Origin of the sequence: Streptomyces sp. NBC_01233, assembly GCF_035989305.1 — a bacterium.
Lineage (GTDB): Bacteria > Actinomycetota > Actinomycetes > Streptomycetales > Streptomycetaceae > Streptomyces.
On record NZ_CP108514.1, the window covers coordinates 2,768,568 to 2,790,200 of the forward strand.

At 71.2% G+C, this 21,633-nt stretch carries 19 protein-coding genes; 9 read left to right on the top strand and 10 right to left on the bottom strand.

Going from position 1 to position 21,633, the window contains the following annotated elements:
- Positions 1–193: 193 nt before the first annotated feature.
- The 6 genes from OG332_RS12860 (at position 194) to OG332_RS12885 (ending at position 9,655) form a co-directional block, all read left to right on the top strand.
- Positions 194–1,729: a leucyl aminopeptidase gene (locus tag OG332_RS12860; protein WP_327413586.1), complete on the top strand. Its 1,536-nt coding sequence runs from the start codon at positions 194–196 to the stop codon at positions 1,727–1,729.
- Between the two features lie 295 nt (positions 1,730–2,024).
- Positions 2,025–3,413, top strand: coding sequence for a dihydrolipoyl dehydrogenase (gene lpdA / locus OG332_RS12865; RefSeq protein ID WP_030707524.1), 1,389 nt, complete (start codon positions 2,025–2,027; stop codon positions 3,411–3,413).
- A 53-nt stretch (positions 3,414–3,466) separates the two neighbouring features.
- A complete protein-coding gene (sucB, locus tag OG332_RS12870) occupies positions 3,467–5,236 on the top strand; it encodes a 2-oxoglutarate dehydrogenase, E2 component, dihydrolipoamide succinyltransferase (protein ID WP_327413587.1) in 1,770 nt (589 codons plus the stop codon).
- 257 nt (positions 5,237–5,493) lie between these two features.
- Positions 5,494–6,117, top strand: coding sequence for a GntR family transcriptional regulator (locus OG332_RS12875; RefSeq protein WP_319725692.1), 624 nt, complete (start codon positions 5,494–5,496; stop codon positions 6,115–6,117).
- A gap of 220 nt (positions 6,118–6,337) precedes the next feature.
- Complete coding sequence (gene aceE / locus OG332_RS12880) at positions 6,338–9,022, top strand: pyruvate dehydrogenase (acetyl-transferring), homodimeric type (protein WP_327413588.1); 2,685 nt, start codon at positions 6,338–6,340, stop codon at positions 9,020–9,022.
- 114 nt (positions 9,023–9,136) lie between these two features.
- Positions 9,137–9,655 (top strand): DUF4240 domain-containing protein, encoded by a 519-nt coding sequence (locus OG332_RS12885; protein WP_327413589.1) that lies wholly within the window; start codon positions 9,137–9,139, stop codon positions 9,653–9,655.
- On the opposite strand, the gene OG332_RS12890 is transcribed toward OG332_RS12885, so the two are convergent.
- Positions 9,656–10,426, bottom strand: a complete 771-nt coding sequence (locus tag OG332_RS12890; protein ID WP_327413590.1) for an SDR family NAD(P)-dependent oxidoreductase — start codon at positions 10,424–10,426, stop codon at positions 9,656–9,658. It abuts the gene before it with no gap.
- Positions 10,427–10,513: 87 nt separating this feature from the next.
- Between OG332_RS12890 and OG332_RS12895 the strand changes: the two genes are divergently transcribed.
- Complete coding sequence (locus OG332_RS12895) at positions 10,514–11,167, top strand: TetR/AcrR family transcriptional regulator (protein ID WP_327413591.1); 654 nt, start codon at positions 10,514–10,516, stop codon at positions 11,165–11,167.
- A gap of 84 nt (positions 11,168–11,251) precedes the next feature.
- Here OG332_RS12895 and OG332_RS12900 read toward each other — a convergent pair whose 3' ends face one another.
- On the bottom strand, positions 11,252–11,683 hold the full coding sequence (locus OG332_RS12900) for a hypothetical protein (protein ID WP_327413592.1): 432 nt from the start codon (positions 11,681–11,683) through the stop codon (positions 11,252–11,254).
- A 222-nt stretch (positions 11,684–11,905) separates the two neighbouring features.
- Positions 11,906–13,315, bottom strand: coding sequence for a type I glutamate--ammonia ligase (glnA, locus tag OG332_RS12905; protein WP_327413593.1), 1,410 nt, complete (start codon positions 13,313–13,315; stop codon positions 11,906–11,908).
- 184 nt (positions 13,316–13,499) lie between these two features.
- Between glnA and OG332_RS12910 the strand changes: the two genes are divergently transcribed.
- Entirely contained in the window at positions 13,500–13,967 is a 468-nt protein-coding gene (locus tag OG332_RS12910) for an RDD family protein (RefSeq protein WP_327413594.1), read from the top strand.
- A 96-nt stretch (positions 13,968–14,063) separates the two neighbouring features.
- Here OG332_RS12910 and OG332_RS12915 read toward each other — a convergent pair whose 3' ends face one another.
- The 5 genes from OG332_RS12915 to OG332_RS12935 all read right to left on the bottom strand — a co-directional run bounded on the left by OG332_RS12915 (position 14,064) and on the right by OG332_RS12935 (position 17,483).
- On the bottom strand, positions 14,064–14,762 hold the full coding sequence (locus tag OG332_RS12915) for a DUF4191 domain-containing protein (protein ID WP_327413595.1): 699 nt from the start codon (positions 14,760–14,762) through the stop codon (positions 14,064–14,066).
- 10 nt (positions 14,763–14,772) lie between these two features.
- On the bottom strand, positions 14,773–14,970 hold the full coding sequence (locus OG332_RS12920; RefSeq protein WP_327419205.1) for an SCO2195 family GlnR-regulated protein: 198 nt from the start codon (positions 14,968–14,970) through the stop codon (positions 14,773–14,775).
- A gap of 254 nt (positions 14,971–15,224) precedes the next feature.
- Positions 15,225–16,175 (bottom strand): lipoyl synthase, encoded by a 951-nt coding sequence (lipA, locus tag OG332_RS12925; RefSeq protein ID WP_327413596.1) that lies wholly within the window; start codon positions 16,173–16,175, stop codon positions 15,225–15,227.
- Positions 16,176–16,285: 110 nt separating this feature from the next.
- Positions 16,286–17,086 carry a lipoyl(octanoyl) transferase LipB gene (gene lipB / locus OG332_RS12930; protein WP_327413597.1) on the bottom strand — a complete coding sequence of 267 codons (801 nt, stop codon included), beginning with the start codon at positions 17,084–17,086 and terminating at the stop codon, positions 16,286–16,288.
- Between the two features lie 76 nt (positions 17,087–17,162).
- Positions 17,163–17,483, bottom strand: coding sequence for a hypothetical protein (locus OG332_RS12935; protein WP_327413598.1), 321 nt, complete (start codon positions 17,481–17,483; stop codon positions 17,163–17,165).
- Between the two features lie 174 nt (positions 17,484–17,657).
- Between OG332_RS12935 and OG332_RS12940 the strand changes: the two genes are divergently transcribed.
- Positions 17,658–19,097, top strand: a complete 1,440-nt coding sequence (locus tag OG332_RS12940) for a regulator (RefSeq protein ID WP_327413599.1) — start codon at positions 17,658–17,660, stop codon at positions 19,095–19,097.
- Between the two features lie 112 nt (positions 19,098–19,209).
- On the opposite strand, the gene OG332_RS12945 is transcribed toward OG332_RS12940, so the two are convergent.
- Positions 19,210–20,481: an NAD(P)/FAD-dependent oxidoreductase gene (locus OG332_RS12945; RefSeq protein ID WP_327413600.1), complete on the bottom strand. Its 1,272-nt coding sequence runs from the start codon at positions 20,479–20,481 to the stop codon at positions 19,210–19,212.
- A 174-nt stretch (positions 20,482–20,655) separates the two neighbouring features.
- Entirely contained in the window at positions 20,656–21,543 is an 888-nt protein-coding gene (locus tag OG332_RS12950) for a TIGR01777 family oxidoreductase (RefSeq protein WP_327413601.1), read from the bottom strand.
- Positions 21,544–21,633 lie beyond the last annotated feature (90 nt).

Below are 21,633 nucleotides of genomic sequence, written 5' to 3' on the forward strand. Positions count from 1 at the left end.
GGAGCAGAGTCCACGGATGGGTGAACCCGGCAGCCTCTTGATCGAACAACTTGCCAAACCTTCGAGTGGCGTGCGGGCGAGCCCGTACGCGTAGGCTCAATTTCTGGCGGCCGTCGGGCCCGAATACGATCGCTACGGATGGCCGTCCACCCACTCGGCCCACACACACAAACGGAAGCGAGACTTCACCACCGTGACTGCTCTGACTCTCAGCACTGCCGGCGCGGCGACGCTCCGCGCCGACGCCCTCGTCGTCGGCGTCGCGAAGGGCCCCAAGGGCCCGTTGGTGGCCGCCGGCGCCGAGGCCGTGGACAAGGCGTACGACGGTAAGCTCGCCGGCGTCCTCGAAGCGCTCGGCGCCTCGGGTGCCGAAGGCGAGATCACCAAGCTGCCGGCTCCGGCAGGCCTCAAGGTCCCGGTCGTGCTGGCGGTGGGGCTCGGCTCCGTCCCGGAGAAGGACGAGTCGTTCGACGAGGAGGTGCTGCGCCGCGCCGCCGGCGCCGCCGCCCGCGCGCTGCACGGCAGCAAGAAGGCCGGCTTCGCCCTCCCGCTGGAGGACGCCTCGGCCGTCACCGCCGTCGCCGAGGGCGCGCTGCTGGGCGCGTACGCGTTCACCGCCTACCAGGGCGGCGAGAAGAAGGCCGGCAACGGCAAGGACTCCGGTCCGAAGCAGCCGCTCGCCGAGGTGACCCTGCTGGGCGCCAAGCCCCGCGACAAGGAGCACAAGGCCGCCTCCGAGCGCGCCGCGGTCGTCGCGACCGAGGTCAACGTCGCCCGTGACCTGGTGAACACCCCGCCGAACGACCTGACCCCCGAGGCCTTCGCCGCGGTCGCCTCCGCGGCCGCGAAGGAGAACGGCATCAAGGTCCAGGTGCTGGACGAGAAGGCCCTGGTCAAGGGTGGCTACGGCGGCATCATGGGCGTCGGCAAGGGCTCCGAGAACCTGCCGCGCCTGGTGAAGCTCACCTACACGCACCCCAAGGCGGAGAAGACCCTGGCCTTCGTCGGCAAGGGCATCACCTACGACTCGGGCGGCATCTCCCTGAAGCCTGCCGGCCACAACGAGACGATGAAGTGCGACATGGCCGGCGCCGCCGCCGTCTTCGCCTCCGTCGTCGCCGCCGCGAAGCTGGGTCTGCGGGTCAACGTCACCGGCTGGCTCGCGCTCGCCGAGAACATGCCGTCCGGCTCGGCCACCAAGCCGGGTGACGTCCTGCGCATGTACAGCGGCAAGACCGTCGAGGTCCTCAACACGGACGCCGAGGGCCGGCTGGTCCTCGGCGACGCGCTGACCAAGGCCTCCGAGGACAACCCGGACGCGATCGTCGACGTCGCCACCCTGACCGGTGCCATGGTGCTCGCCCTCGGCGACCGCACCTTCGGGATCATGGCGAACGACGACGCCTTCCGCACGTCGATCCACGAGATCGCCGAGGAGGTCGGCGAGTCCTCCTGGCCGATGCCGCTCCCCGCGGAGCTGCGCAAGACCATGGACTCCCCCACCGCCGACATCGCGAACATGGGCGTCCGCATGGGCGGCGGCCTGGTGGCCGGCCTCTTCCTGCAGGAGTTCGTCGGCGAGGGCATCACCTGGGCCCACCTCGACATCGCCGGCCCGGCCTTCCACGAGGGCGCGCCGCACGGCTACACCCCCAAGGGCGGCACCGGCTCGGCCGTGCGCACCCTGGTGCGGCTGGCCGAGCGCACCGCCACGGGCGACCTGGGCTGACGGCCCGGATGTGAGACGTGACGCACCTCGGGCCCCCTTCAGGGCCCGGGGTGCGTTCGGCTTATGGCGAAACATCGGGGAACCGTATGTTTCTACGCATCGGTAACCCTCACCTCGGACAGAAGCTCCGTCCACAGTCCGGGCCCGGCGTCCCGCGTTCCCCCGACAAATGCGAAGATGGGTTCTCGGCAGGACAGGGCCCCCACCACAGGGCCGAAGAAACAAGCGGCCGATTACCAGCCGCCGCCCGGTCACAGAGGACCGGTGCCCGGCGCACATGCATGGAGGACGTGACGTGGCGAACGACGCCAGCACCGTTTTCGACCTAGTGATCCTCGGCGGTGGCAGTGGCGGTTACGCCGCGGCGCTGCGCGCATCCCAGCTGGGTCTGGACGTTGCCCTGATCGAGAAGAACAAGCTCGGTGGCACCTGCCTGCACAACGGCTGCATCCCCACGAAGGCTCTGCTGCACGCGGGCGAGATCGCGGACCAGGCTCGTGAAGCCGCCCAGTTCGGTGTCAAGGCCTCCTTCGAGGGCATCGACATCGCGGGTGTCCAGAAGTACAAGGACGAGGTCATCTCGGGCCTGTACAAGGGCCTGCAGGGCCTGGTCGCCTCCCGCAAGGTGACCTACATCGAGGGAGAGGGCCGCCTCTCCTCCCCGACTTCCGTCGACGTGAACGGCCAGCGCATCCAGGGCCGCCACATCCTGCTGGCGACCGGCTCCGTGCCGAAGTCGCTGCCGGGCCTGAACATCGACGGCAACCGCATCATCTCCTCGGACCACGCGCTGGTCCTGGACCGCGTGCCCGAGTCCGCGATCGTCCTGGGCGGCGGCGTCATCGGCGTCGAGTTCGCCTCGGCGTGGAAGTCCTTCGGCTCGGACATCACCGTCATCGAGGGCCTCAAGCACCTCGTGCCGGTCGAGGACGAGAACAGCTCCAAGCTGCTGGAGCGCGCCTTCCGCAAGCGCGGCATCAAGTTCAACCTCGGCACCTTCTTCGACAAGGCCGAGTACACGGAGAACGGCGTCCGCGTGACGCTGGCCGACGGCAAGACCTTCGAGGCCGAGGTGCTCCTGGTCGCGGTCGGCCGCGGTCCGGTCTCGCAGGGCCTGGGCTACGAGGAGCAGGGCGTCGCGATGGACCGCGGCTACGTCCTGGTCGACGAGTACATGCAGACCAACGTGCCGACCATCTCGGCCGTCGGTGACCTCGTCCCGACCCTCCAGCTCGCGCACGTCGGCTTCGCCGAGGGCATCCTGGTCGCGGAGCGTCTGGCCGGTCTCAAGACCGTCCCGATCGACTACGACGGTGTCCCGCGCGTCACCTACTGCCACCCCGAGGTCGCCTCCGTCGGCATCACCGAGGCCAAGGCCAAGGAGATCTACGGCGCGGACAAGGTCGTGGCCCTGAAGTACAACCTGGCGGGCAACGGCAAGAGCAAGATCCTTAAGACCGCGGGCGAGATCAAGCTCGTCCAGGTCAAGGACGGTGCCGTGGTCGGCGTCCACATGGTCGGTGACCGGATGGGCGAGCAGGTCGGCGAGGCCCAGCTGATCTACAACTGGGAGGCTCTGCCGGCCGAGGTCGCGCAGCTCATCCACGCGCACCCGACCCAGAACGAGGCGCTCGGCGAGGCCCACCTGGCCCTGGCCGGCAAGCCGCTTCACTCCCACGACTAATCGTCACGGGCGCGACGACCACTTCCGCACATTCGTTAGGAGCAACTGAAACCATGTCGGTTTCCGTAACCCTTCCGGCGCTCGGTGAGAGCGTCACCGAGGGCACTGTCACCCGCTGGCTGAAGGCCGAGGGCGAGCGCGTCGAGGCCGACGAGCCGCTGCTCGAGGTATCGACCGACAAGGTCGACACCGAGATCCCGTCGCCCGTCTCCGGCATCCTGGCCTCCATCAAGGTCGCCGAGGACGAGACCGTCGAGGTCGGCGCCGAGCTGGCCGTCATCGACGACGGCTCCGGCGCCGCTGCTGCAGCCCCGGCTGCAGAGTCCGCAGTCGCCGAGCCGGCCGCCGCTGTCGAGGCCCCCGCGGCCGCTCCGGCCCCGGTCGCCGAGGCCCCCGCGGCCCCGGCTCCGGTCGCCGAGGCCCCCGCCGCCGCCGCGCCCGCCGCGTCCGGTACCGATGTCGTGCTCCCCGCCCTGGGCGAGTCCGTCACCGAGGGCACCGTCACCCGCTGGCTGAAGCAGGTCGGCGAGTCCGTCGAGGCCGACGAGCCGCTGCTCGAGGTCTCCACGGACAAGGTCGACACCGAGATCCCCGCGCCGGTCTCCGGCACGCTGCTGGAGATCCGGATCGGCGAGGACGAGACCGCCGAGGTCGGCGCCGTTCTGGCCGTCATCGGCGTCGCCGGTGCCGCCCCCGCAGCGGCCCCGGCCGCCGCCGCCCCGGCTCCGGTCCAGGCTGCCGCTCCGGTCGCCGCCCCGGCTCCGGCCGTGGCCGCCCCCGCCGCTCCGGCCCCCGTCGCCGCTCCGGCCCCGGTCGCCGCTCCGGCCCCCGTCGCCGCTCCCGCCCCCGTCGCCGCTCCCGCCGCCCCGGTCGCCGCCCCGGTCTCCGCCGGTGACGAGGGCGCGTACGTGACCCCGCTGGTGCGCAAGCTCGCCTCGGAGTCCGGCGTCAACCTGTCCGCGGTCTCGGGCACCGGTGTCGGTGGCCGCATCCGCAAGCAGGACGTCCTGGCCGCCGCCGAGGCCGCCAAGGCCGCGGCCGCCGCCCCGGCGCCGGCCGCTGCCGCTCCGGCCGCCAAGGCTCCGGCCGCCGCGGTCTCCGAGCTGCGCGGTCAGACGGTCAAGATGACCCGCATGCGCAAGGTCATCGGCGACAACATGATGAAGGCCCTGCACTCGCAGGCTCAGCTCAGCTCCGTGGTCGAGGTGGACATCACCAAGATCATGAAGCTGCGCGAGAAGGCCAAGGGCGCGTTCCTGGCCCGTGAGGGCGTCAAGCTCTCGCCCATGCCGTTCTTCGTCAAGGCCGCTGCCCAGGCGCTGAAGGCCCACGCGGTCGTCAACGCCCGGATCAACGAGGACGAGGGCACCATCACCTACTTCGACTCGGAGAACATCGGCATCGCCGTGGACTCCGAGAAGGGCCTGATGACCCCGGTCATCAAGGGTGCCGGTGACCTCAACCTGGCGGGCATCTCCAAGGCGACCGCCGACCTGGCCGCCAAGGTCCGCGGCAACAAGATCACGCCGGACGAGCTGTCGGGCGCGACCTTCACCATCAGCAACACCGGCTCGCGCGGTGCGCTGTTCGACACGGTCATCGTGCCCCCGAACCAGGTCGCCATCCTGGGCATCGGTGCCACGGTGAAGCGCCCGGTGGTCATCGAGACCGCCGAGGGCACCAACATCGGCATCCGCGACATGACGTACCTGACCCTGTCCTACGACCACCGCCTGGTGGACGGCGCGGACGCGGCCCGGTACCTCTCGGCCGTCAAGGCGATCCTCGAGGCCGGCGAGTTCGAGGTCGAGCTCGGCCTGTAAGGCTCACCGCGCAGCAGTGGCTGTCGCACCACGGCGCCCCCGTCCGGAATCCCCTCCGGACGGGGGCGCCGTGGTCTTCCCGCCCCTACCGCGAACGCTCCGGCCGGGCGGGGCGGGACGGGGCGTCGGTTCCCTGTAACCAGCCTCACCCGGCGTCCCTGACCGGGAACGCATCGCGTCGGCCTACTCCGCCGTATTGTCTACGCATCAGCCCCGGACCACCCCTGCACCCGCACCCAGGAGATGAACCGCCGATGATCACCCCACCCGTCGTGCACTCGCTGCGCGAGCAGATCCGCGAGCACATCGTGGAGGGGATCGTCAGCGGGCGCTGGAAGCCCGGGGAGCGGATCGTCGAGCGCCGGATCGCGGTGGAGCTGGAGGTCAGCCAGACGCCCGTACGGGAGGCCCTGCGCGAGCTGGAGACCCTGCGGCTGATCGAGTCGGCGCCGAACAAGGGCGTACGCGTACGGAACCTCTCCGCGGCCGACCTGGAGGAGATCTACCCGGTCCGGGCCGGTCTGGAGCAGATCGCGGCGGAGCTGGCCGCGCCGCGGCTGGCGGCCGACTGCTCGGCGCTGGAGCCGCACGTGGCGGCCCTGTGGGAGGCCGACCGCACCGAGGACGGGACCGCGCAGGTACGGCACACCGTCGGGTTCCACCGGGAGATGGTCCGCGCGGCCGGGAACAGCGTGCTGCTGCACACCTGGGAGAGCCTGGGCATCGAGGTGTTCACGGCCCTGTCCATCCGCTGGCTGGGAACCGTCCAGAAGTCCTACGCCGAGGAGCACGAGGCCCTCGTCGAGGCGTTCCGCAGTCAGGATCCGGACATCGGCCTGCTGGTGAAGCGGCATGTCCTGGGGTGCGCCCCGAGGGCGTGATCCGTCCGCTTCGCCCCCATTTGACCGGCACCGCGTGCCTTTCTTACTGGCACGCGGTGCCGACTTTCGTCAGATGGACGTTTCTTTGTCACTTTTATTTGATCGATCATCGATCAGCGATTTACAGTCGTCGCGGACCTCAACCAGGTCCACCGACCCTGTCCTGCCCGTCAGGGATTTTTTCACCACCTCTCCATTACCCGGAAGGCGGCGCACAGCGATGTCCGACCCCGTAGGAAAGCTTCCGAGCGAGCTCGACCAGCTCCCGGACCGCGACACCGAGGAGACCGCCGAGTGGGCGGCCTCCCTCGACGCCGTCGCCAAGGCCGCCGGTACACGCCGGGCCGAATACCTGCTGCGTCGCACCCTCCAGCACGCCGAGGCCGCCGGCCTCGCGCTCCCCAAGCTGCTGGAGACGGACTACGTCAACACCATCCCCACCGCCGCGGAGCCCGAGTTCCCCGGTGACGAGGAGATGGAAGCCAAGATCACCGCGTGGAACCGCTGGAACGCGGCCGCCATGGTGACCCGCGGCTCCAAGTACGGCGTCGGCGGCCACATCGCCACCTTCGCCTCCGCCGCGTGGCTGTACGAGACCGGCTTCCAGCACTTCTTCCGCGGGAAGGAGGCCGACGGATCGGGCGACCAGCTCTACATCCAGGGCCACGCCTCCCCCGGCATCTACGCCCGTGCCTTCCTCGACGGACGCATCTCCGAGCAGCAGCTCGACAACTTCCGCCAGGAGTCCGGCGGCAACGGCCTGCCGTCCTACCCGCACCCGCGGCGCCTGCCGTGGCTGTGGGAGTTCCCCACGGTCTCCATGGGCCTCGGCCCGCTCTCCGCGATCTACCAGGCGCGCTTCAACCGCTACCTGCAGAACCGGAGCATCAAGGACACCGCGAACTCGCACGTCTGGGCCTTCCTGGGCGACGGCGAGATGGACGAGCCCGAGTCGACCGCCGCCCTGGCCCTCGCCTCCCGCGAGCAGCTCGACAACCTGACCTTCGTCATCAACTGCAACCTGCAGCGCCTCGACGGTCCGGTCCGCGCCAACTTCCGCGTGGTCCAGGAGCTGGAGGCCCAGTTCCGCGGCGCCGGCTGGAACGTCATCAAGTCGCTGTGGGGCTCCGCCTGGGACGAGCTGTTCCAGCTCGACACCACGGGCGCCCTGGTACGCCGCCTGCGCGAGGTACCGGACGCGCAGTTCCAGACGTACGCGACCCGCGACGTGGCCTACATCCGCCAGCACTTCTTCGGCGCCAACGCCGAGCTCGTGCAGCTGGCCGGCGTGCTCTCCGACGCGAAGATCGCCGAGTGCTTCCACAGCTCCCGCGGCGGCCACGAGCCCCGCAAGGTCTACGCCGCGTACAAGGCCGCCCTGGAGCACAAGGGCGCGCCGACGGTCATCCTGGCGCAGACCGTCAAGGGCTACACGCTGGGTGCCGGGTTCGAGTCGAAGAACGCGAACCACCAGATGAAGAAGCTGACGATCGACGAGTTCAAGGACATGCGTGACCTCCTTGGCCTCCCGATCCCGGACAGCGCCTTCGCCGACGGCGTCGTGCCCTACGGCCACCCGGGCGCGAACAGCCCCGAGGTCCAGTACCTGAACGAGCGCCGCGCGGCGCTCGGCGGCCCGGCCCCGGCCCGCAAGGTCAAGCAGGTCGCCCTGCCGGCTCCGGCCGACCGTTCCTTCGCCCCGCTGCTCAAGGGTTCCGGCAAGCAGGAGATGGCCACCACCATGGCCTTCGTCCGCCTCGTCAAGGACCTGATGCGGGACAAGGAGACCGGCAAGCGCTGGGTGCCGATCGTCCCCGACGAGGCCCGCACCTTCGGTATGGAGTCCCTCTTCCCGTCGGCCGGCATCTACTCGCCGCTGGGCCAGACGTACGAGCCGGTCGACCGCGACCAGCTCATGTACTACAAGGAAGCCAAGGACGGCCAGATCCTCAACGAGGGGATCACCGAGGCCGGCGCCATGGCCGACTTCATCGCCGCCTGCACGTCGTACGCGACGCACGGCGAGCCGATGATCCCCTTCTACATCTTCTACTCGATGTTCGGCTGGCAGCGCACCGCCGACCAGATGTGGCAGCTCGCCGACCAGCTCGGCAAGGGCTTCATCGTCGGCGCCACCGCCGGCCGCACCACGCTGACCGGTGAGGGCCTGCAGCACGCGGACGGCCACTCGCACCTGATCGCGTCCACGAACCCGGCGTCGCTCAACTACGACCCGGCCTTCGCCTACGAGATCGCGGTGATCGTCAAGGACGGTCTGCGCCGGATGTACGGCGAGCAGCCCGAGGACGTCTTCTACTACCTGACGGTCTACAACGAGCCGAAGGTGCAGCCCGCGATGCCCGAGGGCGTCGAGGAAGGCATCCTCAAGGGCCTGTACCGCTTCAACACGGCGGCGGACCTGGCGGACGCGGCCCCGGCGGCGGACGCCCCGAAGATCCAGCTGATGGCCTCCGGTACGGCGATCCACTGGATCCTTCAGGCGCAGCAGCTGCTGGCCGCCGACTGGAACGTGTCGGCCGACGTCTGGTCCGCCACCTCCTGGGGCGAGCTGCGCCGCGACGCGCTGGAGTGCGACGAGGCGCTGCTGCGCGGCGAGGTGCGCACCCCGTACGTCACCCGCGCGCTGGAAGGCGCCCAGGGCCCGGTCCTCGCCGTCTCCGACTGGATGCGTCAGGTCCCGGACCAGATCAGCCAGTGGGTGGAGCAGGACTACACCTCGCTGGGCACGGACGGCTTCGGCCTGTCCGACACCCGTGAGGGCGCCCGCCGCCACTTCGGTGTCGACGCCCAGTCGATCGTGGTGGCCGCGCTGGCCCAGCTCGCCCGCCGCGGCGAGGTGCCGGCGTCAGCCGTCAAGGAGGCCCGGGAGCGCTACGGCCTCTGAGGCTCCGAGTGACAGGCGAAAGGCCGGTGTCCGACCCCCGCGGGGGTCGGACACCGGCCTTTCGCCGTATGAGCGGTGGCGGCGCGGGGGCGCACCCGTGATGCTGGAGCGGTGATGGACGAGACGGAGTTCTGGGAGATCGTGGACCGTACCCGCGAGGCCGCCGACGGCGACCCCGAGGAACACGCCGAGCTGCTCGTGGAGCGGCTGGCCCAGCTCGACCCGGATTCCGTCCTCGACTTCGCCCGGCACTTCGAGTCGCGCTACAACCGGGCGTACACCTGGGACCTGTGGGGTGCTGCCTGGGTGCTGCTCGACGGGGCGAGCGACGACGCCTTCGACTACTTCCGCTGCTGGCTGATCGGGCAGGGGCGGGAGGTCTTCGAGGGCGGAGTGCACGATCCGGACCATCTGGCGGAGCTCCTGGGCGAGTTCGACGAGGAGATCGACGGGGACGGCGAGGAGCTGGGGTACGCGGCCGACGAGGCGTACGAGCAGCTGACCGGGGCGGTGGCACCCGACCTGGGCATCCCGCTGCAGGCGGCGGAGCCGGAGGGCGCCCCGCTGGACTTCGAGAACGAAGCCGTGCTCGCGGAGCGCTTCCCCCGGCTGTGGGACCGGTTTCGCGCGTGATCAGTAGTGGGTGCCGCCGTCGATGCGGATCTCCGTACCGGTGATGAAGGCGCCGTCCTCGGAGCCCAGCATCGCGACGACGCCGGCCACGGTGTCGGGACCGGCGAAGCCCTGGCCGAGGGCCGGGGCGAGCTTGGCGAACAGGCTCCAGTCGGTGTCCTCGGGCAGGCCCGGGCCGTTGCCGGTCGTCATGCCGGACTCGATGGAGCCGGGGGCGACGGAGACGAAGCGCAGCCCCTGCTTGCTGTACTCGGCGGCCAGCGCGTGGGTCATGGACTGGATGCCGCCCTTGCTGGCCGCGTAGGCGGACATGTAGGGGTGCGCGAAGGACGCCGAGGTGGAGCTGAAGTTCACGACGGCCGGCCGGTCGCCCGCCAGCAGGGCCGACAGGGACTCGCGGATCATCAGGAAGGTGCCGGTCAGGTTGACCCCGATGACCTGGTTCCAGAGGTCGAGCGTGGTCTGGTGGGTGTGCGCGGAGCGCAGGATGCCCGCGGCGTTGACGAGCACGTCGATCCCGCCGAGGGCGAGCGTCGCGGCGGCCACGCCCTCCTTGACCGCGTTCTCGTCGGATATGTCCAGGACGGCGGTGGTGAGCCGGTCCTGGTGGCCCTCGGCGGCCGCGCGGTCGGCGGTGACCTTCAGCCCGGCCTCGCTGACGTCCACGGTGTGGACCCGGCCGCCCTCGGCGAGGATGCGGTGGACGGTGGCCCGGCCGATGCCGGAGCCGCCGCCGGTGATGAGGACACGACGTCCTTCGTAACGGTTCATGGCGCGAGCGTACCGAAGGAATGGCACATTTTGCCATGCTGTCAGGAAATGTCATTGCCGCGGGGCGCGGGGGGTACGCTTCACCCCGTGAGATCCCCTCGCCCGTACTCTCCCCAGGCCGGCCCCGGAGCCCAGTCGCTGACCGAGCGCCGCAAGGCGGCCACCCAGCTCGACATCGCTCGCGCGGCCTGCGAACTCTTCGCCGAACACGGCCCCGACGGCACCACCGCCGAGGACATCGCCCACCGCGCCGGGGTGGCACTGCGCACGTTCTACCGCTACTTCCGCAACAAGCAGGAGGCGGTGGCGCCGCTGCTCGCGGGCGGCGGTGACGCCTGGCGCGCACTGCTCGCCGAGGAGGACCCCGGCACGCCCCTCGCCGAGGCGCTGGAGCGCGCCGTCACCCGGTCACTGAGCGGACTGCAGGCCGTGGAGGAGGGCCTGGAGGTGACCCGCGGCCTGCTGCGTGCGGCGGCGGGGGACCAGGCCCTGCGGGCCGTCTGGTACCGCGTGAACCAGGACTCCGAGGAGCACCTGGTCCCGGTCATCGCCCGGCTGGCCGGGCCGGACGCCGATCCCCTGGAGGTCCGCCTGCTCGCCGCGGCGGCCACGGACGCGATCCGCGTCGCACTGGAGCTGTGGTCGACCACCGACGCACCGGTCTCGGGCCCCGGCTCCCCCGCCGAACTCGCGGTCCGGTGCCTGCGCGACCTCACCGGCGCGATGCCCCTGCTGCGCTGAGTCCAGCGCGGCAGGGGCATCGGCCCGGACCCGCGGTCCTACGTGTGTTGCGCGTGTTGCGTGTGTTGCGCGTCCCGGTCGGCCTCAGTGACCGCCGCCCCAGCCGCTGCCGCCGCCGTTGCCGCCGTCGCCTCCGCGACCACCGCTCCAGCCGCCGTCGCCGCCGTCGCCGCCGTCGCCTCCGCGGACACCGCCCCAGCCGCCGTCGCCACCGCGACCACCGTCGCCGCCTCGACCGCCGCCCCAGTCACCGTCGTTCCAGCCCCAGTCGCCGTTGCCGCCGCGACCGGAGTCGTTCCAGTTCGAGTCACGCCAGTTCGAGTCGTTCCAGTTGTTCCAGTAGTGGCGTCCGCCGTTGCCGCCGACCCCGCTGTCGTCCCAGCACCAGCTCGGACGGTCGCGCCAGTCCCGGTTGCAGCATTCGTCCCAGCGCCAGTCGCGCCAGTTGTTGTCCGAGCACCTCCAGCTGCCGCCGCCCCCGGTGACGGTGCTCGCCGACGCGGTGGCGACCGGCATCAGGCCGATCGTGACTCCGGCCGCCCCCGCCAGGCATGCTGCAACGATCCTTCGGCGCATCTTCATGCACCTCCGTACGTGTCTCGCTTATACGGTATTTAGGTAATTCCACCCTCGCCCGCCCCCGCGGCCCTGTCAAAGGGAAAGGCCCCCCGCCGCTCTCCGTGGAGAGTGGCGGGGGGCCTCCCATCAGGCATGACGCTCGTTCCGAGCGATCACGGCCTAGAGGTCGAAGTACATCTCGAACTCGTGCGGGTGCGGACGCAGTGCGATCGGGGCGATCTCGTGCGTGCGCTTGTAGTCGATCCAGGTCTCGATCAGGTCGGGGGTGAAGACACCGCCGGCCAGGAGGTACTCGTGGTCCTCCTCCAGGGCCTTGAGGACCGCGTCCAGGCTGGTCGGGACCTGCGGGACGCTCGCGTGCTCGTCGGGCGAGAGCTCGTAGAGGTCCTTGTCGATCGGCTCCATCGGCTCGATCTTGTTCTTCACGCCGTCGAGGCCCGCGAGCAGCAGCGCCGAGAAGGCCAGGTACGGGTTCGAGGACGGGTCCGGGGCGCGGAACTCGACGCGCTTGGCCTTCGGGTTCGAGCCCGTGATCGGGATGCGCATGGCGGCGGAGCGGTTGCGCTGCGAGTACACCATGTTGACCGGCGCCTCGAAGCCCGGCACCAGGCGGTGGTAGGAGTTCACCGTCGGGTTGGTGAAGGCCAGCAGCGACGGGGCGTGCTTGAGGATGCCGCCGATGTAGTAGCGCGCGGTGTCCGACAGGCCCGCGTAGCCGGCCTCGTCGTAGAACAGCGGGTCGCCGTTCGCCCACAGCGACTGGTGCACGTGCATGCCCGAGCCGTTGTCACCGAAGATCGGCTTCGGCATGAAGGTCGCGGTCTTGCCGTTGCGCCAGGCGACGTTCTTCACGACGTACTTGAAGAGCATCAGGTCGTCGGCCGCGGCCAGCAGCGTGTTGAACTTGTAGTTGATCTCGGCCTGGCCGCCGGTGCCGACCTCGTGGTGCTGACGCTCGACCTGGAGGCCCTGGGCGTCCAGCTCGAGGGAGATCTCGGCGCGCAGGTCGGCGAAGTGGTCGACCGGGGCTACGGGGAAGTAACCACCCTTGTAGCGGACCTTGTAACCACGGTTGTTCTCCTCGGAGCCCGTGTTCCAGGCGCCGGCCTCGGAGTCGATGTGGTAGAAGCTCTCGTTCGCGGTGGTCGCGAAGCGCACGCTGTCGAACACGTAGAACTCGGCCTCGGGGCCGAAGTACGCGGTGTCGGCGATGCCGGTGGAGGCGAGGTACGCCTCGGCCTTCTTCGCCACGTTGCGCGGGTCGCGGCTGTAGGCCTCGCCCGTGATCGGGTCGTGGATGAAGAAGTTGATGTTGAGCGTCTTGTCCTTGCGGAACGGGTCCAGGCGCGCGGTCGTGATGTCGGCGCGCAGCGCCATGTCGGACTCGTGGATCGCCTGGAAGCCGCGGATGGAGGAGCCGTCGAAGGCGAGCTCCTCCGCCGGGTCGAACGCCCGCGCCGGGATGGTGAAGTGCTGCATCACACCAGGCAGGTCGCAGAAGCGGACGTCGACGAACTTGACGTCGTTCTCCTCGATGTACTGCTTCACTTCGTCGGCGTTCTGGAACATCCAACTCCTCCTACTCCCGGCCCCGGGGCAGGGCGGGCTTTATAGCTCGTGGTGCGTCAGTGCGGTGCCGCACGCTGACCCGACCATAAGCACAAGGGATTTCTCAAGCATGACCCATTTGTTTCGCACAAGTTAACCAGGGTCCCGCCGGAGTGCCGTGCGACGCCACCGGTACCGTGGTCGGGTGGACAACAGACAGGCAATCGGATCCTGGCTCTCCGGCCCCCGCGCGGCCGCCGAGGAGATGGGCGTCGACTTCGGCCATCCGGGTCAGCGGCTGGGCCTGCCCCAGCAGGGACCCGGCTCGGTGGCACGTTTCGGGCGCCGGCTCGGCGCCGTCGCGATCGACTGGATCGGCTGTCAGCTCATTGCGTACGGGCTGATCACGGGCGGCAACCTGACCGCCGCGGGCAACTGGACCCTCTGGCTCTTCCTGGCCCTGAGCGTCCTGACGATCGGCACCGTGGGCTTCACCCCCGGTAAGCGGATCCTCGGACTCCGGGTGATCTCGGAGAACGGCGGCCGCCTCGGCGTCTTCCGGGTGCTCCTGCGCACGCTGCTGCTGGCCCTGGTCATCCCGGCGCTGATCTGGGACCGCGACGGCCGCGGTCTGCACGACCGGCTGGCGCGCGCCGTCCAGGTCCGCATCTAGCGGCAGCGGCCCTCACGCACGTGACACAGGGGCGCCCCCCGAGCCGGTCGGCTCGGGGGGCGCCTCTGTGTCGTATACGAAAATCAGGTGAGCGGATCAGCGCATCTTTCCGCCGCGCGGCATCTTCATGCCCTTGGGCATGGGGCCCTTCGGCAGCGGCATGTTGCTCATGAGGTCGCCCATGGCACGCAGCTTGTCGTTGATCTCGGTGATCTGCGGACCGGACAGCACGCGCGGCAGCTTGAGCAGGGTGGTGCGCACCTTCTTGAGCGGCACCTCGCCCTCGCCCGTACCCACGATGAAGTCGTGCACCGGCACGTCCGGCATGATCCGGGCCAGCTTCTTCTTCTCGTTCGCGAGCAGCGGCTTCACCCGGTTGGGGTTGCCCTCGGCGATCAGCACGACACCGGCCTTGCCGACGGCACGGTGGACGATGTCCTGCTGCCGGGTCATCGCGACGGCCGGGGTGGTCGTCCAGCCACGGCCCACGTTGTCCAATACGGCCGCGGCCGCGCCCGGCTGTCCCTCCATCTGCCCGAAGGCAGCTCGCTCGGCCCGTCGTCCGAAGACGATCGCCATCGCGAGGAACGCCACGAGGAGGCCCAGGATGCCCAGGTAGAGCTCGTGCCCGAACAGGAACCCGATCGCAAGAAGGACACCGAAGGTGACAATTCCCACGCCCGCGACGATCAGACCGACCTTCGGGTCGGCCTTGCGCGTCATCTTGTACGTGAGGGCGATCTGCTTCAGTCGCCCGGGGTTCGCAGCAGTCTCTGCGTTTGACTTCCTCGCCATACAGCGAAGTTTACGTGGCCTGCGGGGTTCGGGTAGCCGCGGCCTCAAGTACGTGTTCGGTTTCGACCCGGTCCTTGGCCCTGCGGCGGTCTTCGAGGACCGCCGTCCAGGCGTTCCGGCGGGCGCCGCTCATCAACAGGGACTCGATGCCCCGGAAGGCGTCGGAGAAGGACGGGATGGCGATGGCGCGTACGGGCGCGGCCTGCATGATGTCGATCCCTTTCACGGAACTCGCGTCGGCAGTGCTTCTAACGTGCGTGCGTGCGTGCGTGCGTACTGCGGTACGTGCGTACCGCAGTGTGTGCGGTGCGTGGACCCAGCGTCACTGATTGGTGTTACCAGCGCATGACCTGTCGGTCAAACGTGACGAAACATTGACGCGGCCCGCCGGGCTCTTCCTGAAAAGAGCCTAGGGGCCGCGCCGACGCGGTGTTACCGACTAGTAAGCCTTTGTGCCCGAGTTCACACGCTCGCGGCGCGCTTCTCCATCGCCTGGTTGTAGAGACGCCCGGCCCGGTACGACGAGCGGACCAGCGGGCCCGACATCACACCGGAGAAGCCGATCTCCTCGGCCTCCTTCGCCAGCTCGACGAACTCGGCCGGCTTCACCCAGCGCTCGACGGGGTGGTGCCGCGGCGAGGGCCGCAGGTACTGGGTGATGGTGATGAGCTCGCAGCCGGCCTCGTGCAGGTCCTTCAGGGCCTGCGAGACCTCCTCGCGCTCCTCGCCCATGCCGAGGATCAGGTTCGACTTGGTGACGAGGCCGTAGGCGCGGGCCTTGGTGATCACGTCGAGCGAGCGCTCGTAGCGGAAGCCGGGACGGATCCGCTTGAAGATCCGCGGCACCGTCTCGACGTTGTGCGCGAAGACCTCGGGGCGGGAGGCGAAGACCTCCTCCAGCAGCTCGGGGACCGCGTTGAAGTCGGGGGCCAGCAGCTCGACCTTGGTGTGGCCGGTCTCACGGCCCGCCGTCTGCTGGTGGATCTGGCGCACGGTCTCCGCGTACAGCCAGGCGCCGCCGTCGGCCAGGTCGTCGCGCGCGACGCCGGTGATGGTGGCGTAGTTCAGGTCCATGGTGACCACGGACTCGCCGACACGGCGCGGCTCGTCCCGGTCCAGGGCCTCGGGCTTGCCCGTGTCGATCTGGCAGAAGTCACAGCGCCGGGTGCACTGGTCGCCACCGATGAGGAAGGTGGCCTCGCGGTCCTCCCAGCATTCGTAGATGTTCGGACAGCCGGCTTCCTGGCACACCGTGTGCAGTCCTTCGCCCTTCACCAGGGCCTGCATCTTGGTGTACTCGGGACCCATCTTCGCCCGGGTCTTGATCCACTCGGGCTTGCGCTCGATGGGGGTCTGGGCGTTACGGACCTCCAGGCGCAGCATCTTGCGTCCGTCGGGTGCGACTGCGGACACGACCGGCTCCCTGTGACTTCGATTGTTCGGGCGCCCACCAGGGTACGCCCGTAATTTCGTACGCTCTTACGTCGGCCAACCTGCGAGGGGCCGACCGCATTCCCGACGTGTCAGGCGCCGGCCGCCGGCTCTATTTCGCGGGGCCGCAGCTCCGCGTGCTCCAGTACGTCCTTCAGGTGCCGTTCGACGACGGGCAGCACCTCGGCGATGGTGATCTCGCGGCCCAGCTCGCAGGAGAGCGAGGTCACACCGGCGTCCCGGATGCCGCAGGGCACGATCCGGTCGAACCAGGTGTTGTCCGGGTTCACGTTGATCGCGAAGCCGTGCATGGTGACGCCCTTCGCGACCCGGATGCCGATCGCGGCGAGCTTGCGGTCCTCGCGGCGCTGGCCGGCGTTGGACGGCGCGTACTCGGGGCCGTTGAGCCGGGCGTCGAACTCCTCGTCGTGCAGCCGCGGGTCGAGGTCGAGGGAGAGCCCGCCGATCATGGGGCGGTCCTCGACCGGGTCCCCGAGGACCCAGACGCCGCTGCGGCCCTCGACCCGGGTGGTCTCCAGGCCGAACTCGGCGGCGGTGCGGATCAGCGCGTCCTCCAGGCGGCGGACGTGCGCGACCACGTCCACCGGGCGGGGCAGCTTCATGATCGGGTAGCCGACCAGCTGGCCCGGGCCGTGCCAGGTGATCTTGCCGCCGCGGTCCACGTCGACGACGGGCGTGCCGTCGAGCGGGCGCTCGCTGGGGTCGGTGCGCCGGCCCGCCGTGTAGACCGGCAGGTGCTCCAGCAGCAGGCAGGTGTCGTCGATCTCGTCCGCGAAGCGGGCCGCGTGCACCCTGCGCTGTTCTTCCCAGGCCCGGGTGTACTCGACGGATTCCGGCCCGAAGCCCAGATGGACAAACCCAAGCTCAGCCACCGCAGCGCCTCCTCGTTGAACCTGCTGTGTGCACGTACTTCACTGAGCAAGGGTACGGCGACCCGTGCGGGCCCCTTCAGGGCCCCGGGCCGGGCTCCGCGGCGGGCCCCGGCGCGAGCTCCGGGCCGGGCGACGGCGGCGGCCACGGCAGCTGCTTCGGCCGGCGCCGGCCCTTCGGCGGCCGGTCCGGGTCCTCGTCCGCGCGCGGCAGCCGCCGGTGCCCCTCCGCATGGTCGTTGACCCAGCCGCACACCCCGCACGCGTACCGCCCGTCGAGCCCCGCGATGTAGGTGCCGCAGCGCCGGCACTCCGCCTCGGTCAGTTCGGGCGGCGGCAGCGGTGCGGTGGATTCGGTTCGCTCCTCGGGGAGGTGCGCCCTGTGGGGCCGAGGGGTCATGGCCCGCAGCCTATGCGGGCGGAGGGGGGGCGGTCCGTAAAGAGCCCTCCGCATTCTGCACACGATCGGATGAATGTGGGGCAGAGAGGGCGGCATGAGCGAAGTTCGCCGCTACATTCACGCCGTTCACAGGGCCGGGACTCCGGTCCGTCACGTCAGGAGACCGTGGAGCCGATGACGGAACGACCTGCCCAGCGCGTCCCCAACCGGCAGCTCGCGGCGCTGATCGCGGAAGCCGGGTTCTCCAACGCCGGGCTCGCCCGCCGCGTCGATCAGCTCGGCCTGGAGCACGGTCTCGATCTGCGGTACGACAAGACCTCCGTGACCCGATGGCTGCGCGGGCAGCAGCCGCGGGGGACCACCCCCGCACTGATCGCGGAGGTCTTCACCCGGCGCCTGGGGCGGCGGCTGTCCGCACAGGACCTGGGGCTGGACGCCTGCGCGCCCGTGTACGCGGGTCTGGAGTTCGCGGCCACGCCGGAGGAGGCCGTGGACATCGCGAGCGGTCTGTGGCGCAAGGACTCCGGCTCGCACGCCGAGCTCCGGAAGATCGCCTTCACCCCGGCCGGGCTGGTCGTGCCCAGCCGGGACTGGCTGATCGGGCGGTCCGACGAGCGGGTGGGCCGGGGCGCGGACCAGGCGGCGGCCCGCGTCCCGGTGCAGGGCCGGGCCACGGTGCCCCGGCAGCGGCAGATCGACCGGGGGCCCGGGCAGCGGGTGACCGGCGGGGACATCGCCGCGCTGAGGTCGGTGAGCGAGCTGTTCCGCACCCTCGACCACGCCTACGGCGGCGGGCACGCCCGGCAGGCGCTGGTGCGCTACCTGGAACACGAGGCCGAGCCGATGCTCCGCGGCACCTACGGCGAGACCACCGGGCGGCGGCTGTTCTCGGCCGCCGCCGATCTGACCCGGCTCGCGGGCTGGACCTCGTACGACATCGCCGCGCACGGGCTCGCCCAGCGGTACTTCGTGCAGGCCCTGCGGCTGGCGCAGGCGGCCGGGGACCGCCCCTACGGCTCGTACGTGCTGGTCACCATGAGCCGGCAGGCGGTCTACCTCGGCCACGGCCGGGAGGCGGTGCAGCTGGCCCGGGTGGCCCAGCAGGGCGTCGGCTCCGGCCCGCCGCCGGTGGTGCAGGCGCTGCTGCACGCGGCGGAGGCGCGGGGGCACGCCGTGCTCGGCGAGGTCCGGGCGTCGACGGCCGCACTGGTGCGGGCCGAGCGTGCGCTGGGCGCGGCCCGGCCGGGGGACGACGTACCGCACTGGGCGCGGTTCTACGACGAGGCGCAGCTCGCGGACGAGTTCGGGCACTGCCACCGGGACCTCCAGCAGTACCGGGCGTCGGCCCAGCACGCGGAGCGGTCCCTGCAGCTGAGGGCGCCGGGGTACGCGCGGTCCCGGCTGTTCTGCCGGGTGGTGCTGGCCACGGCCCGGCTGGGGCTGGGCGAGCTGGACCAGGCGTGCGCGCTGGGCGCGGAGGCGGCGCAGCAGGCGTCGGAGATGCGCTCGGTGCGCGCGGTGGAGTACGTACGGGACTTCGAGCGGCGGCTGGAGCCGTACCGGGACGCGTCGGCCGTGCGGACGTACCGGGACCGGGTGGCAGCGTTGTCGTGACCCTGCGGGTCGGCTGCCAGGGGCTCTGCCCCGGTCCCCCGCGCCTCAGACGCCGGCCGGGCTGGAATCGCCGTGCGCGGCCCTGAAGCGCGGGGCGGTTGTGGGGTGGTTCTCAGGCCGCCACCGGAAGTGCGGGCTCCGGGGTGGCCGGGAGCGGGATGCCGAAGTCGCGCAGGAGGGCGCCGGTGGCCCGGCGGGCCGAGTGCAGGGCGCCCTGGACGGTGTTGGCGTCCCGGTGGTCGCCGCACACGTACAGCCCGGCCAGTACGCGTACCGGGCGTCGCAGGTCGTGGGGCGGGGGCATGGCGGGGACGGCCTCCGGGGTGTGGTGGACGGCCAGCAGCTCCCACTCCCGGGTTGCGGTGCCGTAGAGCCGGGCGAGGCGCGAGGCGACCGTGCGCGCGGGCGGCGGCGGCCCGAGCACGGTCGTGGTGACCAGGCTCCGGCCGGCCGGGGCCCGTGTCGGGTCGACCGCGCTCATCACGGCGGTGTGCGAGACGGGCCAGTCGGGGGCCCCGTCCAGGAGCAGCGAGCCGTCCCGGGGCAGGGGTGCGGCGGTGGCGTGGTGCAGGACGGTGACCTCGTGGAAGGCGGGCACGCGCAGGCCGGGCAGCAGCTCGGCGGCGGCGCGGGCGCCGGTGGCGAGGAGGACGGAGCGGCAGCTGAAGTCGCCGTGCTCCTCGGTGGTGACCAGGTTCGTCGCCACCGACCGGACCCGGACCCCGGTCCGGACGGTTCCGGGCGGCAGGGCGGCGGCGAGCTGGTCGGGCAGGGCCGCCGCGCCCCCCTCGGGCACCGCGAGGCGGCCGCGGGCGAAGGTGCGCAGGGCGAGGTCCGCGACCCGGCTGGAGGTGGTGAGCTCCGGATCGCGGAGCAGGGCCGCGAGCAGCGGCCGGAGCACCCCGTTGAGGGTGCGCGGCGGCAACCCGCGCGAGCGCAGGGCGGTGTGCGCGGTGCGTTCGGGACGGGCGAGCAGTTTGTCCTCGGGCAGGGCGGCGAGCCGGCCGAGGGCGGCACTGAGCCGGGCCTGGTCGAGGGAGCCGCTGGCGAGGGCCCGGGCCGGGGTGAGCGCCCCGGCCCGCAGCTGTTTGCCGTCGGTGTGGACCAGGACCCCGGGCACGAAGGGGCGCAGGGCCAGGGCCTGCAGGCCGGGGGTGCGTTCGAGCTCCGTGTACGAGGTGTTGAGCAGCTGGCCGATCCGGTCCAGCCGGAACCCGTCGGCCGACTCGGTGGCCATCCGGCCGCCGGGGTCGTCCGCGGCCTCCAGGACGGTGACCGTGACTCCCGCTGCGATCAGGTGCTGCGCGGCCGCGAGTCCTGAGACTCCGGCTCCTACGATGACGACGTCCGCATGGTGCGCGGCATGGTGTGCGCTGCTGAGCACGTGCCCCTCCCCGAGGTCGGCGCGGCTGTGTGGGGATCCTCCTTCCCCCAACCGGCTCCACGGGAACCCGAGTTCGGTCGGGTATTACGGTCAACTCCGGTCGCACGACGGTCGCATCCGGGTCACGAACGGTCGCACGGCGGTCGCACGCCGCGGGTCCTGTGGTCCCGTCGCTCAGAGGGCGGCGCGGATGGCCTGCTCGATGCCGGGGTCGCGGAAGGCGAAGCCGGACTCCAGCAGCCGCGCGGGACGGGCCCGCTGACTGCCCAGCACGTCCCCGGAGAGCTCACCGAGCACGATGCGCAGGGCCGGCGCCGGGACGTGCAGCAGGGCGGGCCGGCGCAGCACCCGGCTCATGGCCGCGGTGACCTGGCGATTGGTCAGCGGCTCGGGGGCCGTGAGGTTGACGGGGCCTTCGATGCCGGGGGTGTCGATGATGTGGCGCAGGGCCGCGACCTCGTCCCGGAGGGAGATGTACGACCAGTACTGGCGGCCGTTGCCGAGCCGGCCGCCGAGACCGGCACGGAAGAGGGGGAACATCCGGCCCCAGGCGCCGCCCTCGCGGGCGACGACCAGGCCGGTACGGGCGAAGGCGGTCCGGATCCCGGCGTCCCGGGCGGGCGCGGCGGCCGCCTCCCACTCCACGCAGACCGAGGGCAGGAAGCCCTGCCCGGCGGGGGTGTCCTCGTCGACGGCCCGGTCGCCGGTGTCCCCGTAGTAGCCGACGGCGGAACCGCTGACGAGCACGGCCGGCGGCTCGTCGAGCGCGGCCACGGCCCGGGCGATCGCGGCGGTCCCGAGCACCCGGCTGTCCCGGATCTCCTTCTTGTACGCGGCCGTCCACCGGTGGTCCCCGACGCCGGCCCCGGCCAGGTGCACGACGGCCCCGCAGCCGGCCAGCCCCGCGGGGTCGACGGACCCGCGCGCCGGATCCCACCGCGCCTCGTCCGCGCCCACCGGCTCCCGCCGCACGAACCGCACCACTTCGTGCCCGTCCGCCCGGAGGGACCGCACGAGTGCACTGCCGATGAGCCCGGTCGCGCCGGTGACTGCGATACGCATGCCCCCATCCTGCCGGGCATCACGACACGGCGCTCCGCACCCGCGCCTCAAACGCCGGCGGGGCTGGAAAATCCAGCCCCGCCGGCGTTG